Source organism: Ignavibacteriota bacterium (assembly GCA_016708125.1).
Classification (GTDB): Bacteria; Bacteroidota; Ignavibacteria; order Ignavibacteriales; family Melioribacteraceae.
This window is the reverse complement of record JADJGF010000001.1, coordinates 1,881,148-1,898,429: the sequence shown is the minus strand read 5'-3', so window position 1 is coordinate 1,898,429 and position 17,282 is coordinate 1,881,148. Positions and strand designations below refer to the sequence as shown.

10 protein-coding genes are annotated in these 17,282 nt (G+C 30.8%); 2 read left to right on the top strand and 8 right to left on the bottom strand.

Annotated elements, in window-relative coordinates:
* Window positions 1-38: 38 nt before the first annotated feature.
* From IPH62_08515 to queC, 7 genes are all read right to left on the bottom strand, one after another.
* Entirely contained in the window at window positions 39-3,851 is a 3,813-nt protein-coding gene (locus tag IPH62_08515) for a T9SS type A sorting domain-containing protein (protein MBK7105313.1), read from the bottom strand.
* A 20-nt stretch (window positions 3,852-3,871) separates the two neighbouring features.
* Complete coding sequence (locus tag IPH62_08510; protein ID MBK7105312.1) at window positions 3,872-5,173, bottom strand: glucosyl transferase; 1,302 nt, start codon at window positions 5,171-5,173, stop codon at window positions 3,872-3,874.
* A gap of 435 nt (window positions 5,174-5,608) precedes the next feature.
* On the bottom strand, window positions 5,609-6,436 hold the full coding sequence (locus tag IPH62_08505; protein ID MBK7105311.1) for a glutamate racemase: 828 nt from the start codon (window positions 6,434-6,436) through the stop codon (window positions 5,609-5,611).
* 6 nt (window positions 6,437-6,442) lie between these two features.
* The gene (gene glnD / locus IPH62_08500) at window positions 6,443-8,986 is read right to left on the bottom strand and encodes a [protein-PII] uridylyltransferase (protein MBK7105310.1); all 2,544 of its coding nucleotides are present in this window, start codon (window positions 8,984-8,986) and stop codon (window positions 6,443-6,445) included.
* 276 nt (window positions 8,987-9,262) lie between these two features.
* Complete coding sequence (locus IPH62_08495; protein ID MBK7105309.1) at window positions 9,263-10,654, bottom strand: tyrosine phenol-lyase; 1,392 nt, start codon at window positions 10,652-10,654, stop codon at window positions 9,263-9,265.
* A gap of 214 nt (window positions 10,655-10,868) precedes the next feature.
* A complete protein-coding gene (gene queF, locus IPH62_08490) occupies window positions 10,869-11,243 on the bottom strand; it encodes an NADPH-dependent 7-cyano-7-deazaguanine reductase QueF (GenBank protein ID MBK7105308.1) in 375 nt (124 codons plus the stop codon).
* A 10-nt stretch (window positions 11,244-11,253) separates the two neighbouring features.
* Entirely contained in the window at window positions 11,254-11,946 is a 693-nt protein-coding gene (queC, locus tag IPH62_08485) for a 7-cyano-7-deazaguanine synthase QueC (protein MBK7105307.1), read from the bottom strand.
* A gap of 345 nt (window positions 11,947-12,291) precedes the next feature.
* On the opposite strand from queC, the gene IPH62_08480 reads away from it, so the two are divergent.
* The gene (locus IPH62_08480; GenBank protein ID MBK7105306.1) at window positions 12,292-12,909 is read left to right on the top strand and encodes a threonylcarbamoyl-AMP synthase; all 618 of its coding nucleotides are present in this window, start codon (window positions 12,292-12,294) and stop codon (window positions 12,907-12,909) included.
* 86 nt (window positions 12,910-12,995) lie between these two features.
* Here IPH62_08480 and typA read toward each other — a convergent pair whose 3' ends face one another.
* Window positions 12,996-14,798, bottom strand: coding sequence for a translational GTPase TypA (typA, locus tag IPH62_08475; protein MBK7105305.1), 1,803 nt, complete (start codon window positions 14,796-14,798; stop codon window positions 12,996-12,998).
* Window positions 14,799-15,043: 245 nt separating this feature from the next.
* Between typA and IPH62_08470 the strand changes: the two genes are divergently transcribed.
* Window positions 15,044-17,089, top strand: coding sequence for a DEAD/DEAH box helicase (locus IPH62_08470; protein ID MBK7105304.1), 2,046 nt, complete (start codon window positions 15,044-15,046; stop codon window positions 17,087-17,089).
* Window positions 17,090-17,282: the final 193 nt, after the last annotated feature.

The window sequence follows — 17,282 nt, the reverse complement described above, 5'->3', positions numbered from 1 at the left end:
GGTACTTTTCAAAAAGCACCATCTATTTTTACTTAATTTTATTTCATTAAAATAAGTTTTTTTGTATCACTAAAATTACCGGCTTCTATTTTGTAGAAATAAACACCACTTGATAAGTCACTTCCATCAAATGTAATATTGTAATTTCCACTTGTTTTAAATTCATTTATTAAAGTTATTACTTCTTTACCAAGCGTATCGTAAATTTTTAAAGTTACATGCTCATCTTTTGGTAATTGATAATTTATTGTTGTAGTTGGATTAAATGGATTGGGATAGTTTTGGGATAAAGAATACTCGGTTACCAAACTACCGATATTATATGTAACTTCTTCATATTTACTAGTGTTCTTCTTTGGCAAAATACTTTCATCTGAATGAATATTTGCAAGACTAGTTTCACTTTTTGTATTTGTTGATACAACTAATCTAAGATAAACTTCTCTGTTTCCAATTCCTTTGGGAATAATTTTAATTACCTTAGAACCATTACCAATTATGTTTTGTTTAATAAACATTACTTTACCGTATTCGGCAATTACCTTATCATTTTCATTCTGTACCAATTCAACACTGAAACTTACAAATTCATTTTTATTTAAAGATGTTTTTGCTAAAATTGAATCAGTAACTCCGTAAAGTATGGAAAATGAAAACTCGGATTGATCTTTCAATTTAAAAGATTCAGTTTTCAAATATGTATTTAATTTCTCTACCTTTTTTAATTCTGGATTTGCTTCTACTTCAATTGGTTGAATAGAATTATTATCTACTAAAACGTCTCCTAAAGTATAGTAAAATTGAATTGAATCCATAAAAACTATTGCTTCCCTGCCAGACATTATTTTTCTATCAGTTTCTTTTGACAGACTATTCAAATTATTTGAAGTTGAAAAACTATATGGTGACAGAGAATTTTGAAATGATTCGGCAAATATATTACTCATTGATGAACCATTACATAATTGTACTTGATTTCCCGGAATGTTTAGATTTTTATAATTTGTATACCACCAGATATGAGCAAATTTGTTAGTATTTCCATAATTATCACTGTAGGCAACTATGTTTCTACCATCATCTGTTGCAGAAATACTTGCACTTGTGGGATACCAGCCAAATTTATAATACTGGTTATTAAAATAGGTAACTGCTTTTTTCTCACCGGTTCTTTCCCCAATCCATGCTATTCTATAATTATTGTCTGGCATAACAGAAACAGAGGGTTCTCTATTATAAGTATAACCACTGCTAGAATAATAATGATATTGTGAAAACTGAATTGTATTGGAACTTTCGGTTAGTTTATAAAGAGGAATGGTTTGACTGTTTTGTTCCCAGGCTAACCAGTAACTTATTGGTTGATTATAATTTTTGGTTGTTGCTATTGTTGGATGTGTAGAGACGGTATTTGTATTTGAAATTGTAGCTGTTGAATTATACCAACTAATATAGGTTGTTCCTAAATATCCAAATCTATATTTTAATCCACCCGGTGTAATATTATTATTCCAAACTACAATAATTCGTGAGTTTTTTGAAAGAGCAACTGTGGGTTCTGAGATATCAGAAACATCAAAAATACTGCTTGCTACAATATTTTCATGTTGAAAGATTCCATCAATAAAATATGAAACAGCAATTTTTGTATAATCTTTGTTATAGGCAATTATAATTTGATTATTATCGTAAAAATCTATTGATGGATGTTGTGCATTTCCCAAACCAACGGGTCTACCGTTATTCATTAAAGTCCAGGTGCTACCATTATTAGTACTTCTTTCATACCAAACTTTTCCCATACTTTCATATACTCTATGCATGTATCCATTATTTGTTCTTACTACTTTTCGCTGACTGTCATTGTTAAATGCATTGGTGTTGTTGGAGAGTTGAGTTCCTTTCATAATAGCATCTGCAGTTGCACTTGAAGAAGTAAACACAACAGCAGTTTCTAAGTTATTTGGATTTTGATAATTTACATTTGTTCCACTCCAGTTTTGAAAATAAAACTTATGTGTTTTGCCTGTTTGGCTTAAATAGATATCTTGTGGCGAGGTTGTTTTTATAGAATAGTAAGGATTGTTTGGTATATCATATCTTTGATTCAAGAAAATACCCTTATAATCATTATCATTAATTTTTATTAAAAATGGTGAAGGTTTGTTATGATATATTGCTCCAAAGCCTCTATTTTTTTTACCAATATCGATTATTAAATCTGGATACCAAGGATCTTTAAATGCAATTTGAGAATTAATAATATTACCCGATAATTCAACAGCATTATTTTGTATTTTTGCTTCATAAGCTGGAATAAATCCACCTTCATAATCTTTCTTAAAAGGATACTCATATGCCAGATTTTCATAGCCTAGTATATTCGCATAGTTCCTTACTATATAAAATTTACTTTGTGTATTTGGAATAAAATCATAGGAAAATTTCATTGTTAAAGCTTGTCCATCTTCTACTTGGTAGTATCTAGGAGCTGTGCCAGTATTCCATGCGCCCATTCTATATAATCCTACCGAACCGAATTCATTAGAGGTTTGATCTTGCATCTGAGATAATCTAAGAAAAACCAGTTCTTGTCCACTTTCTTGATAAACAAAAACGCTCAATTCACTTTGATATAAATCATCTGTTTGTATAGTTATTCTTCCTGGTCTTTCTAAACCTGAATTATTTGGAGAAACAGTAAAAGTAACGACCGCTCCATTTATTCCTGTCAAAGGTGAGATATTCGTAATCCAATCTACATTTTTTGATATGCTCCAATTTATATTGTTAAATGGATTGGGATTTTGTATTACAAAAGAATAATTACCTCCATTTACTGGAACTTCATCAAAAATATTTTCTGATAAATTTAAAGAAGGATATAAATTACCTCTGCTAACAAAAATAGTAGCTTGCATCCTTTGCTTTTGCCCAGTAGTAAACATAAACATACATGCATCATTTACATAATCCATATAGTTCATAAAAATATCACTTTCATTGCTACATGAGGGACTGGGAAATGAGGGGCAACCCCAATTTGCCGTATCTTGTACAGGAGTATCATAGACTTCATCGTCATCCTCACAACCACCCCCCAATGGCTTACCCCAAAGGTGATATAGACCTAACCAGTGCCCAACTTCATGTACGGCTGATCTTCCAAGATCATACGGTTGTTTAGCTGTACCTACTGTACCAAAATTTTCGTAATCTATTACGACTCCATCTTTGCTAGCAGCCCAACCAATCCCAGATGAATAACCCAATATCTTCCAGCTATCTTTAAGATCACAAACCCATATATTTAAATATCTATCTCGATCCCATATATCATGACCTCCCTGAGCTGAAAATTTCATAAAATCATCTGGTGGTAAAAAATATTCACGGTTTGTTTGCGTACGAGTAATCCCTGAAGTAGGGTTCCCAAATGGATCAGACTGAGCTAGTCGAAATTCAATATTACAATCATCTGCAAGATTATAAAAAAGTTCTGGTGTGCTTTCAACATCATCATTTAATTTCCTATAATCCCGATTTAGTGCATCTATTTGTGAATTAATTTGTGCATCTGATATGTTCTCTGTACTAGTATTATAAACTACATGTACAACAACCGGAATAATCAATGGGTTTCCTGTTTTATATAATAAGTATCCCTTATCATCAATCAATTGTTCAACTTCGGTTCTCTTTTGTAAAGAGCCTGGATTCGAATTATAATAATTTGCCCAATATTGATCAGTGTAACATCTTTGGGCAAAACTAACAGTAAAATATGCTAACAAAAATTGCATGATTAAATAAGAAAAAATAATTTTGATAATTTTGAACTTACAAAACATATTACCTCCTTTTGTATTTACTATTTATTTCCAATTATTATTTCAACTTTACTATTAGATGTACCACCGACAACTATCACTTGGGAGGTGGCTGCGACGATTGTATATTCGGTCAAAGTAGGTAATAAGGTCTTAGGGTATAGATACCAATTTGTTCCATTAAAGTGCGAAAAGAATTGATCTGCACCTATGACATAAATATCATTATAATTATTTCCCACTATTCCAATTACTGGTGACGAAGTATTTAACTTAATTTCTGTTGGATCAACTGCGTTTTTTCTATATAATTTGTCGCCACAAAGATAAAAATCAATTCCATTTTGAGTCCAAAACGAGTATATAAACCCTATTGTTATATTTATTATTTCTATTTCATAGTTACTTTTTATTTTATAGATTTTTGCATCGTTTGTGAAAAAATCTACGGCAGAAGAATAAATTTCCATTTTACCAGTTGTACTGTTGACAATACCATATATGTTTGTAAAGTTATATTCAGTATGAGTTTCTATTTTTTTCCAAGTAATACCATTATAATGGATTATACTACCACTATTCCCAACTACATATAAATCATTACTTTTGCTACCCCAAATTCTATTTATCCTGCCAGTTAGTAATGAGTTTATTGCACAATCTTGTAAATATTGCTTGCCATCAAAATGAATAATCTCACCTCCGTCGCTGAAAAAAATGTCATTTTCATTAAAAGCATAAATTGCAAATATTGTGCTGTAAACTGGATAGTCATTGCCACAAATAATAGAAGGCACTCTCTTCAATTCCCATTTTGTTCCATCCCAGTGCACGGCGTTGTAGATGTGCTGGTCAGTTGTGCCAGGCGAGTTAGTAATATAAATTTCACCAACAATCCAAATATTATTTTCATCGATAATTGCTATATCGTAAAGTGTGCTGCTACTTGTCAGCACATCAAATGTATAACTTTGCCAGTCAAAATCATGGTCTGTTGTATCCATTGTTGTAACCTGAATGCTGTTACTTATCCCTAATTGGTTTTCACACATTGCATATATTTTATACGTTTGGTTTGGTTGTAATGAATCTACATAAATTACAGTATCCGTAGTATTTATTTTTATTCCATTCATATTTTTTTCATTAACAAGCAAATTTATATTTGTTGGTAAAGGGATATTATTTGTACTTAATGTTAGCCATGCTTCTGTACAGCTGGCATCTTCCAACATTATTTGTAAGTTTTTATTAGTAGGTTCCGTTGTATCACAGCTAAACGTTAAAAAGGTAAGACTCAATAGTGAGATTATCAGTATTAAAAAAAGTTGCAGTTTTTTCATTTTAGAACCCTTGTTTTCATTAAATTTAACTTGGTTCTTATATTACTAAAAAACTATTTTAGTTTAAATCCGACATCAACATACGAAAAAAAAAAAACAAATTGTCAAGATTTACAATATTAAGTTTTTGTTAATTGAGTTCTTTATATATAATAAAAATTTTATAAAAACTTAAATATGCTATAATTGATTTAAGAAATTAAAATAGTTGAGTTTTTTTGGCTGAGTAACATTAAAAATGTGGATTTATGTTTAATTGTTGTCATCGACCATTTGATGACAAAATTTGTAATTAACTGAAGTTTCGCAAAATGTCATTCTTAACGAAGTGAAGAATCTTAATATTGCGGATTTACTCTATTTTGAGATATTGAGTCCGTTAGCTAACGGACTCAATATGACAAAGACGTCAAATTGCGTAACTTCAGTAATTAATCAAACATTTATAATTTCTTCAAGATCAACTTTTTCTAAATAATCTAATTCTTTACCTAAAAATCTTTCGGCAATTAAATTAAATTTTTTAGGAACATCACTTACATAAAATTCGTGCTTCGCAATGTTATGCTGATAATTTTTAATTCCTCTGCCTTCTAAATATTCATTAACTTCCACATATGCGGCAGAACCGGAATCAATTAATTTTACATTTTTGCCAATTACTTCTTGAATTACATCTTTCAATATTGGATAATGTGTGCAGCCTAAAATTAATGTATCAATATTAGCATTTTTTAATTCGGACAAATATTCTTCCGCTATTAATTTTGTTGCCGGATGATTGATCCATCCTTCTTCTGCAAGCGGAACAAAAAGCGGACAAGCTTTTTCTATTACTTCAATTTCCGGATTAATATTTTTTATTGCTTTTGAATATGCTTGATTTGAAACCGTTGTTTCTGTTCCAATAACTCCAATTTTTTTATTTTTTGTTTCTTTAATAGCGGCTTTGGCTCCGGGATTTATCATTCCAATAATTGGAACATCAAATTTATTTCTTAATTCATCCAGAGCAACTGATGAAGCTGTATTACAAGCAACAATAATAAGCTTCACATTTTTCTTAGCTAAAAATTTTGCATCTTGCACTGAATATTCAATAATTGTTGAATTTGATTTTGATCCATAAGGAACGCGAGCCGTATCGCCAAAATAAATTATTTTTTCACTTGGCAAAAATGTATTTACACTTTTTACAACTGTCAATCCGCCAATACCGGAATCAAAAATTCCAATTGGATTTGTTTTATTCATAAAATTCATATTGAATTATAATCCTTTAATTACCGTAATTAATTCAGTTCTAATAAAATCATATTCACTTTTTCTTAATTTTTGTCCGTTATTTTTTAGAACATAAAACACATCGATAATTCCATCAAGTTTTGTTACAATTTTTGCAAAACTTACTGCTAAACCAAGTTCAGCCAATTTGTTTGTGATTGTAAAAAGCAGTCCAATTTTATCTGTTGAATGAACTTCAATAATCGTAAAATTTTCTTGATTTTCGAAATCAATTATTGTGTTTTTTGTATTAGATGTATTTGTATTTAGAATTCTCTTCCATTTTTGTTTAACTCTTTCAAATTCTTTTTCAATTTTCAATTCACCAAGAATTGCTGATTTTAAATCTTTTTCAATTTTCTGATATTTGGAAGAATCAACTAAAGAATTACTTCTAAAATCCGAAACACTAAAGCTATCAATTACAATTCCGTCTCGTCTTGTAAATATTCTTGCATCGTGAATATTCATATCGTTAATTGCCAGCGCCCCGCACAGCTTGGCTAAAAGTGCATCCGAATCTTTTGTAAGAATTGTAATGTTAGTAAAATTTTCGCTCTCTTTAAAAAATACGGCAACTTTTGAACCTTTTTCAATTTCTTCTATATGTTGATTAATTTCTTCTTGAGTAAAATGAAATAAATATCCTACATCATCAACTTGATCTAAATGATCTGCAACTAATGAGTTATCTCCAAAATTTTCATTCATAATTTGAGAAGACTTTGCGTTTATAAGTTCTTCACCGGAAAGTTGTTCCATCAACATTGATTTTGATTTTAAATATAATTCTTGTAAAAGATCCGCTTTCCATTTTGTCCATACTTGCGGATTTACGGCAGATAAATCTGCGTAAGTTAAAATGTATAAATAATCCAAAGATTTTATTGATGGAAAAATAGTAATAAAATTATCTAAAGTTGTGGGATCATTTAAATCTCTTCTGAATGAAACTTGTTCCATTGTTAAATGTTGCCTAATTAAAAACTGCACAAATAAAATTTCACTTTGCCCGTAACCTAAATTCTGCATAATGCTATTTGCAATTTCCGCACCAATAATTTCATGTCCCGCAACACTAATTGGCTTTCCAATATCGTGCAATAAAGTTGCAAGATATAATAAATCTTTTGACTGTATGGTTTTATAAAGCCGCGCAAGATGATTATCTTCATTAGATAAATTTTCAATATTCTGCAAAGCAACTAAAGTGTGTTCATCAGCGGTATAACAATGATAAACTCCCGGCTGGAAAAAACCGTTTAAACTTTTAAACTCCGGTAAAACCACATCTAAAAAACTAAACTCATTCATTGAAGAAAGTGTTTTTGCAACATTTGCCGGAAGCTTTAGTAATTCTCTAAAAAAAACAGAAGATGTTACTTCCGGAGTTTGGGTTTCTTCAATTAAGTGAATACTTTCTATAATTAACGAACGGAGATTAAGTTCAAAAAATGCATCGTGAACTGCACGATAATAAAATGCGCGCATAATTTCGGAAGTTGTTAAAATTCTATCATCTTTAAAATTTAAAATATTACCTTTAACTTCAAAATCATCATCAAGATCAATAAGTAAAAAATCAGAAATTGTTGTTGCATACGACTGCTTATATCGTTTCATCATAGTTTTTGAAAAACGATTAAGAATTGTTGATGCTCTAAAGTAACTGTACATAAATTCTTTCCAGTCACTTTTTTTATATCCCAATCTACTTGCTATTAGTTCCTGCTGTTCAAATTCCAATCTATCATTTTTTCTTCCTTCAACAAGATGAAGATGATTTCTTGCGTTTAAAATTATATGATAACTATCAAACAATCTTTTATAAGCTTTTCTGTTTATTGAACCGTTTTGCAGTAATGTTTTTAAGAAAATTTCGGTGTGTGTTACTTCGTCTTGATTTGTAAGAAGAATATTATTTTTTATTGAATACATCCATTCAACACAATGAATATCGCGCAATCCGCCGCCGGTAAATTTAACATTGGGCTCAAGCACTTTTGGAGAACTTCCATATTTTTTATAACGAAATTCAACGTCATCAAATAAATCAAAAATTAATTGCTTCTTATCAGTTTTATGAATTATTTCAAAAACTTTTTTATTCCATTCATCATAAAGTTGTTTATTACCAAGCAAAAATCTTGTTTCAAAAAATTGTGTAAACGCATGAAGATCTTCATTCATAAATTTTTGAATATCACTGAATGTACGCACAGTATGAGAAACCTCAATTCCAACATCCCAAAGTTTTGTTACCGCTTCCCTAATATTGTGTTCATGATTTTCAACTTTTGGAATTATAAACATTAAATCAATATCGGAGTAAGGAGAAAGTTCACGTCTGCTAAACCCTCCGGCAGCAACCATTACACAATCGGAAGATTTTGGTTTTACAATTTTTAAAATATATTCTTCAACTAATAAACTGTAATGAACGCAGAACTTATAAGAATTTTTTATTAATCCTTCATCGTTAAAAAGTCTGTTTCTATCAGTTAAAAATTGTTCTTTAGAATTTTCCATAATTTGAAAATTATTTTTTTTCTTTCTGATTAAATAAAAAAACTTCTGAAATATTCAAATTGTCATTTTCGTGATCCGTCAACTGACGGAAGGGCATCTATTGAATTCTCACTGGATTCCCACTTTCGTGGGAATGACAAGCACCATTAATTTAATTTTTCAGAAGTTACTAAAAATTACAATGCGTAAAATTTTTGGTTGATAATTATACTAAAAAAAAATCCCGCAAACTATTTATGTTAAGCTTACGGGATCAGTTTCATTAAAAATATGATTTTACAATTTTTTGAATTTTGCTTGAAAGAATCTTAAATATTTTGGTTCGTAAATCATTTTTAAACCTTTAATACTTTTTCTATTTTGAAAAACACTTGCAATAGATTCTACCGTAACATCAATGTGGGCTTGAGTATAAACGCGTCTTGGAAAAGTACATCTTACCAATTCCAATTTAGGATAATTATTTTCTCCGGTTTCTTTATTTCTTCCCGCAGAAACAATTCCTCTTTCCATAGTTCTCACACCGGAATCAATATAAATTTCTGCAGCTAATGTTTGTGCCGGATATTGATCTTGTTTTACATGTGGAAGAAATTTTTTAGCATTCAGAAATATTGCATGTCCGCCAATTGGTTTAACAAATGGAACTCCATATTGAGCAAGCTGATCACCAAAATATCTTATTTGTCCAATTCTTGCATGAATATTATTATAATCCAACATTTCCTCAATTCCAATTGCCATAGCTTCCATATCTCTTCCGGCAAGACCGCCGTAAGTGTGTAAGCCTTCATAAATTACAACCATATTTCTGGCTTCTTCGTATACTTTTTTATTTTTGGTTGCAATAATTCCGCCAATATTTACCATTAAATCTTTTTTCGCGCTTACCCAAACTCCTTCAAAATAAGAACACATTTCTAAGAAAATTTGTGCGATAGTTTTTGATTTATAACCTTTTTCTCTTTCTTGAATAAAATATGCATTTTCTGTTGCGCGAGTTGCATCAAACCAAAGTTGTATTCCGTATTTATCGCAAACTTTTTTTACTTCTTTTAAGTTACTCATCGAGAACGGTTGACCGCCGGCCATATTTACTGGTCCAGCCATACTTACATAAGGAATTTTTTTTGCACCGACTTTTTTTATTAAATCTTCCAACTTTTGAATATCAATATTTCCTTTGAAAAGATGTTCATTATCCGGATCGTGGGCTTCATCAATAATAACATCTACGAAAGTTGCACCGGCTAATTCTTGGTGAAGTCTTGTTGTTGTAAAATACATATTGCCCGGAATGTAATCTCCCGGCGTAATAAGTATTTTAGAAATCATATGTTCAGCGGCTCTTCCTTGATGTGTTGGAACAAAATATGGGTGACCATAATATTTTTTAATATTATCCCACAAGTGATAAAAGTTTTTACTTCCGGCATAAGCTTCATCGCCAATCATCATTCCAGCCCACTGACTATCACTCATTGCGTTTGTTCCGCTATCAGTAAGAAGATCAATATATACATCTTCAGATTTTAATAGAAAAGTATTGTAACCGGCTTCTTTTATAGCTTTTTCTCGTTCAACTTTTGTTGTCATTTTTAAAGGTTCAACAACTTTAATTTTGAATGGCTCTGCCCAGCTTCGTTTTGTAATTTTTTTCTTAATCATTGTAAACTCCTTAAATTTTTAAAATGTTTATAGTATTTACAAGCATTAAGAATATCTATAACATTGCCATGTATTTGTACAAGAGAAGTTTTCTTTGTTTGAAGAATGATAAATTAGAAAGCAACAGAGCAAGAAACATTCTTACTCTGCTAAATAAATTGATTTGATTGCTGCTCGAAATAATATTTGAAAATTTTGTTTTCACACAATAGTTTTAATTTAGACTGCTCATTTCTTCTTCTTTTTCATATTCAACTTCCACCACAGATGAAATTCCCCCGCGGGTATTAAACTCGGCTCTAATCTTCATATACCTTGGTTTGCAAACGGTAACTAAATCATCTAAAATTCTGTTAGTTACGCTTTCAAAATATATTCCGTCATTTCTAAATGAGTTAAGATAAAATTTATATGATTTTAATTCTATGCAAAGTTTATTTGGAATATATTCAAGAACAATAGTTGCAAAATCCGGTTGTCCGGTTTTAGGACAAACAGATGTAAACTCCGGCGCAGTATGTTCAATCATATAATCTCTATCTTGATATTCATTTTCAAATGTTTCTAAAATTTTTCTTTTATTCTGCATTTACTAACCCTTAGTTTTCTTTATAATTTGGAATTTCTTTATATGGAATCGGATCAACAATATTTAAACTTTGGAAACCGCGCAATCGCAATGCACAGCTATCACAAACACCGCAAGCTTCTTCATCGTTGCTGTAACACGACCAAGTTAATTGCAGCGGAGCTTTAAGTTCTAAACCTAATTTTATTATTTCTTTTTTTGTTAAATGAATAATTGGCGTTTCAATTTTAATTTGAGTTTCCGGTTTAGTTCCTAAATTTGCAGTATGCTCAAATGATTGAAAAAATTCCGGTCTGCAATCCGGATAACCGGAAGAATCTTCAAAAACGGCACCAATAAAAATTCTTTTTGCTCCAATAATTTCTGCCCAGCTAACGCAAGCCGCAAGAATATTTGCATTTCTAAATGGAACATAGGAAGTCGGAACTTCTTTATTGTTAAGATTTGCTCTTGAAATTTGCATTGATTTATCAACTAAAGAAGAACCGCCGATTTTTTGAAAATGTGTAAAATCAATAACTAACTTTTTATTTGCTTTAAAGTAATCTGCAATTTTATGAAACGATTGCAATTCTTTGGATTCTGTTTTTTGTCCGTAATTAATGTGAACCAAAGCCAAATCATAATCTTGATTTGCAATTGCAGTAGTTACACAACTATCTAAGCCTCCACTTACTGCAACAACAGCGAGTTCTTTGCTCATCTATTTTCCACATCCGAATTTTTGAACTGTAAATATACTTATTTATTTACTTTTTCTAATCAAGTTCTTCTTACTTATAATCTTAATCTTTTTCTTAATCTCAATCAACATTTTTTAAAACATAATTCAAAGTTACAATGTAAATTTTCTCAAGAAATCTCAAAAGCTGAACAATAAAAATAATTTTTAAAAAGATTAAGATTAGGATTAAGAGTAAGACAAAGAATAAATTACAACAATATTATTCTCAGATTTATTCAATTATTGAAATTGGTTTTTGCATTATTTTTTTATAAGATATCAACCAATAAAAGTTAATTTATTCTATTAGGGTTTGGGGGAAATATGGAATTTTACGAACTTCATCCGGTAAATCCGCAATTACGATATATAAATAAAGCTGTAGAAGTTTTAAAAGACGGCGGCGTAATAATTTATCCTACTGATACTGTTTACGGTTTGGGTTGTGATATTTTTAACAAAGAAGCCGTGGAAAGAATTTATTCAATTAAAAATGAGACCGAAACAAAACTATTTAGTTTTTTATGTTCCGATTTGAAAGATATTTCCAAATATGCAAAAGTTTCTGATTTTGCTTACCGGGCAATGAAAAAATTAATTCCCGGACCTTATACTTTTGTTTTGCCCGCTGCAAAAGAAGTTCCAAAATTATTGTGGACGAAAAGAAAAACTGTTGGAATTCGCGTGCCGGATAACAATATTGCCAGAATTTTAGTTCAAGAATTAGGAAATCCAATAATTAGTACAAGTGCAACAACAAGAAAAGGTCAATTAATTTTTGATCCAATAGAAATTAGAACAATTTTTAACACAAGCGTTGATTTAATGCTTTCAATGGGAGCGTTAAACGGAGTTCCTTCCAGCATTATTGATTTAAGCGGCGATACCGTTGAAATTGTTAGAGAAGGTTCCGGAGATTTATCTTTTTTTACAAATATTTAGTCGGAATAATTTCTTTAAAAAGATGCCAACTTTTTAAATTTGGCATCTTTAAACAAATTTGTCAACGAATGTTGAAAACAAAAAATCTAAATTTTCTTAACGCTTCTTCTTCTTTCGTTCGGATCAAGATATAATTTTCTCATCCTAATTGATTTTGGCGTAACTTCAACTAATTCATCATCTTTAATATATTCCAGTGCTTCTTCCAAAGTAAATTTAATTGAAGGAGCAATTTTTGCAGCTTTATCGGAACCGGAAGCACGCATATTTGTTAATTTTTTTCCGCGCTGAACATGAACTTCAATATCATTTTCTTTATTATATTCGCCAACAATTTGTCCTTGATAAATAATATCACCCGGATCTATAAAAAATTTGCCTCTATCTTGAAGTGAGTCAATTGCATAAGCTGTGGCTTGACCTTCATGCATCGAAATTAAAACTCCATTTTGTCTCTGCGCAATTGAACCTTTAAAATATTCATATTGATAAAATCTGTGATGCATTATTCCTTCACCGGAAGTTACGGTTAAAACTTTATTTCTTAATCCCATTAAACCTCTTGATGGAATATGAAATTCAAGTTTTGTCAGACTTCCCTTTTGTTCCATTTTTACAAGCTCGCCGCGTTTTTGTCCTACAAGTTCAATAACTTTTCCCGCAGTTTCATTTGGAACATCAATAACTAAAATTTCAATTGGCTCTGCTTTTTTTGTATCAATTTCTTTATAAATTACTTTTGGCGGACCAATTGCTAATTCGTAACCTTCTCTGCGCATATTTTCAATTAAAATTGAGAGATGTAAAATTCCTCTTCCCGAAACTTTTAAAGTATCCGGCGATCCGGTTTCGTGAACTTGTAATGCAACATTTTGCTGAAGTTCTTTTTGCAGTCTTTCGTGTAAATGTCTGGAGGTTACATACTTTCCTTCTTTTCCATAAAACGGAGAAGTATTTACCGTAAAATTCATACTGATTGTTGGTTCATCTATAGAAATTATTGGAAGCGGCTCGGGATTTTCGCTATCGGCAATTGTATCGCCAATATCAATATCTTCAATTCCAACAATTGCACAAATATCGCCGGTTAAAACTTCATCGACTTCTTTTCTCTCCAATCCTTCAAACAGAAAAAGTTGTCTAATTAAAATTTTATGTATGGATCCATTTCGTTTAATAATACTATGGGAATCACCTTTTTTTAATACTCCTCTAAAAACTCTGCCAATTCCAATTCTTCCAACGTAATCGTTATAATCTAAGGTTGTAACTTGAAGCTGTACATGACCGCTATCAAAAATAGGCTGAGGAATTTTCTCTACAATTGTATCAAGAAGCGGAACCAAATCTTTTCTTTCGTCTTTTAAATCATTAACGCACCAACCATCTCTTCCGCTTGCGTAAATTACCGGAAAATCAAGCTGGTTTTCATCGGCATCCAAATCAATAAATAAATCATAAATTTCATCAAGAACTTCTGCCGGTCTGTTATCCGGTCTATCAATTTTATTAATTACAACAATTGGTTTTAAGTGAAGATGTAAAGCTTTCTCAAGAACAAATCTTGTCTGCGGCATTGGTCCCTCAAACGAATCTACCAAAAGCAAAACGCCGTCTGCCATTTTTAAAACCCGCTCAACTTCACCGCCAAAATCGGAGTGACCGGGAGTATCAATTAAATTTATTTTTACATCTTTGTAAGGAATGCTTATATTTTTTGCAAGAATTGTAATTCCGCGTTCTCGCTCCAAATCATTGGAATCTAAAAACTGTGCTTGAACAACTTGGTTTTTTCTAAATACATTTCCTTGTTTTAATAATTGGTCAACTAATGTAGTTTTTCCATGATCTACGTGTGCAATTATTGCAATGTTTCTTAACTTTTTCAAATATTACCTTATTATAATTGGATTTGTAAAGATACTGAAAATTCTTAACTAAGTACTCGGATTGAAATGCTTTAACTTATTTCAGCAGATTAAATGAACTTTAACTTCGAATAACTTTCAGATAAATTTTAATGGCTGCAAGTGTAAATAAAATAAATCATTTATCCAAATATTTCTAATTGCTAATTTATTATTCGTTACCTTTGTAGTTGTGTTAAAAATATTTAGGAGTTGTGAAAATTTTTATGAAATCATTTAATGAGTTAGGCGTTGAAAATAATATTGTTAGTGCATTAGAAGAGTTGGGCTTTAAAACTCCAATGCCGGTGCAAGAAGAAGTTATTCCATATTTATTTGAAAGTGAGCCAAAAGATTTAGTTGTGCTTGCTCAAACCGGAACCGGAAAAACTGCTGCTTTTGGAGTTCCATTAATACAAAAATCAAAAGGTAAACCAAGTAAAATTCGTCATTTAATTTTAAGTCCAACACGTGAATTATGTTTACAAATAGCTGATGATTTAAAAGATTATTCCAAAAATACTGAAGCCGTAAAAATCACTGCAGTATTCGGCGGATCAAGTATTGAAAAACAAATTTCTACAATTAAAAGCGGTGTTCATATTGTTTCTGCAACTCCCGGAAGACTTGTTGATTTAATAAATAGAAATGTTGTTGATTTATCCAAAGTTGAAACTGTTGTTTTAGATGAAGCAGATGAAATGTTAAATATGGGATTTAGAGATGAACTTGATGCAATAATTAATCAAACTCCGCAAAGTAGAAATACATTACTTTTCTCAGCAACAATGCCGGCAGAAGTTTCATCATTATCAAAAAAATATTTGAAATATGCGGTTGAAGTTACAATCGGGAAAAAAAATGTTGGTGCCGAAAATGTTAGTCACAAAATTTATTTTGTTCAATCAAGAGATAGATATTTAGCTTTAAAAAGAATTGTAGATTTTTTCCCGGAAGTTTACGGAATAGTTTTTTGCAGAACCAGAAATGAAACTCAAGAAATTGCTGATAAATTAATTCAAGATGGATATAATGCAGATTCGCTTCACGGTGATTTATCTCAAGCTCAACGCGATATTGTGATGAATAAATTCCGAATTAAACATTTGAAATTACTTGTAGCAACTGATGTTGCAGCGCGTGGTTTGGATGTTGATGATTTAACTCATGTAATAAATTATAATCTGCCGGATGAATTAGAAATTTATACCCACAGAAGCGGAAGAACCGGTCGCGCCGGAAAATTTGGAAGTTCAATTGTAATTGCAAATTTGAAAGAAAAACATAAAATTGGAATGATTGAAAAACAGCTCGGCAAAAAATTTGAAAGTTTGGAAGTTCCTTCCGGAAAAGAAATTTGCGAGAAACAACTTTTCTATTTAATTGACAGAATGGAAAAAGTTACGGTAGATCATACGCAGATTGATTCTTTTCTTCCGCAAATTGTAAAAAAACTTGAATGGCTTGATCGTGAAGAATTGATCAAAAAATTTGTGTCCGTTGAGTTTAACAGATTTTTAGATTATTACAAAAATCTTGCGGATTTGAACAAACCCGATAGAAAATTTAGCGAAGGAAGAACCGGCAAATCAAATAGTGATATGACAAGATTTTTTATAAATCTTGGTAAAAAAGATAATTTAAAACCAACTGACATTATTGGAATTGTTAAAGATAATTCGGGAAACAAAGAAATTGAAATCGGCGAAATTCAGATTAAGGAAACATTCTCATTTTTCGAAACCGAAAAAGCTTTTGAAAATATTTTGATTAAAAATACTTCCGAAAAAGATTACAGAGGAAGAAAAATTAATTTGGAAATTGCTTCATCACGAACTGATGATAATAGAAAACCGAGAGGAGAATTTAGAAAATCCAGAGATGATTTTAAATCGTATAGAGATAGAAAACCAAGAGATGACTCGCGAAGAGATTATAAAAAATCTGACGACGAATCAGCAAGCAGTTTTAGAAAACCAAGAGATGAATCACGCGGCGGATTTAGGAAAAAAAGAGAAGATTTAAATAGTGTATTCAAAAGAAAACGCAGCGAATCAAGTGGAGATTTTAGAAAACCGAAAGATGAAGCAAGCGGTGAATTTAGAAAACCCCGAAACGAATCAAGAAGTGATTACCGAAAACCACGAGATGAATCACGCAGCGATTTTAGAAAACCCAGTGGTGAAAAAAAATCATTTGGTGATAGAAAACCTAAAAAAGTTTGGAAAGATGATTCACCCGCACCAAAAAAAATGCTTAGAAGAAGGAAATAATGTTTCCTTCTTCTCTTTTCGCAGCAAATTATAAATATGATGTTTTGAGTTTGAATCATTTTTTAGAAACAATTCCCTTTGCCAAAATTATCATAATTTATTACTAAAATAACACAAATTTATCCGAATAAAAAATTTATAAAAATTAAGTACTTTTTGTCTTTTTTTGCTTCATATTTATCTAAAAATAATT

Excerpts from the sequence above, each read along its gene's own strand:
- IPH62_08515 (MBK7105313.1), bottom strand. The coding sequence starts at position 3,851 with ATGTTTTGTAAGTTCAAAATTATCAAAATTATTTTTTCTTATTTAATC.
- queF (MBK7105308.1), bottom strand. The coding sequence starts at position 11,243 with ATGCAGAATAAAAGAAAAATTTTAGAAACATTTGAAAATGAATATCAA.
- IPH62_08510 (MBK7105312.1), bottom strand. The coding sequence starts at position 5,173 with ATGAAAAAACTGCAACTTTTTTTAATACTGATAATCTCACTATTGAGT.
- glnD (MBK7105310.1), bottom strand. The coding sequence starts at position 8,986 with ATGGAAAATTCTAAAGAACAATTTTTAACTGATAGAAACAGACTTTTT.
- IPH62_08480 (MBK7105306.1), top strand. The coding sequence starts at position 12,292 with ATGGAATTTTACGAACTTCATCCGGTAAATCCGCAATTACGATATATA.
- IPH62_08505 (MBK7105311.1), bottom strand. The coding sequence starts at position 6,436 with ATGAATTTTATGAATAAAACAAATCCAATTGGAATTTTTGATTCCGGT.
- queC (MBK7105307.1), bottom strand. The coding sequence starts at position 11,946 with ATGAGCAAAGAACTCGCTGTTGTTGCAGTAAGTGGAGGCTTAGATAGT.
- IPH62_08470 (MBK7105304.1), top strand. The coding sequence starts at position 15,044 with ATGAAATCATTTAATGAGTTAGGCGTTGAAAATAATATTGTTAGTGCA.
- IPH62_08495 (MBK7105309.1), bottom strand. The coding sequence starts at position 10,654 with ATGATTAAGAAAAAAATTACAAAACGAAGCTGGGCAGAGCCATTCAAA.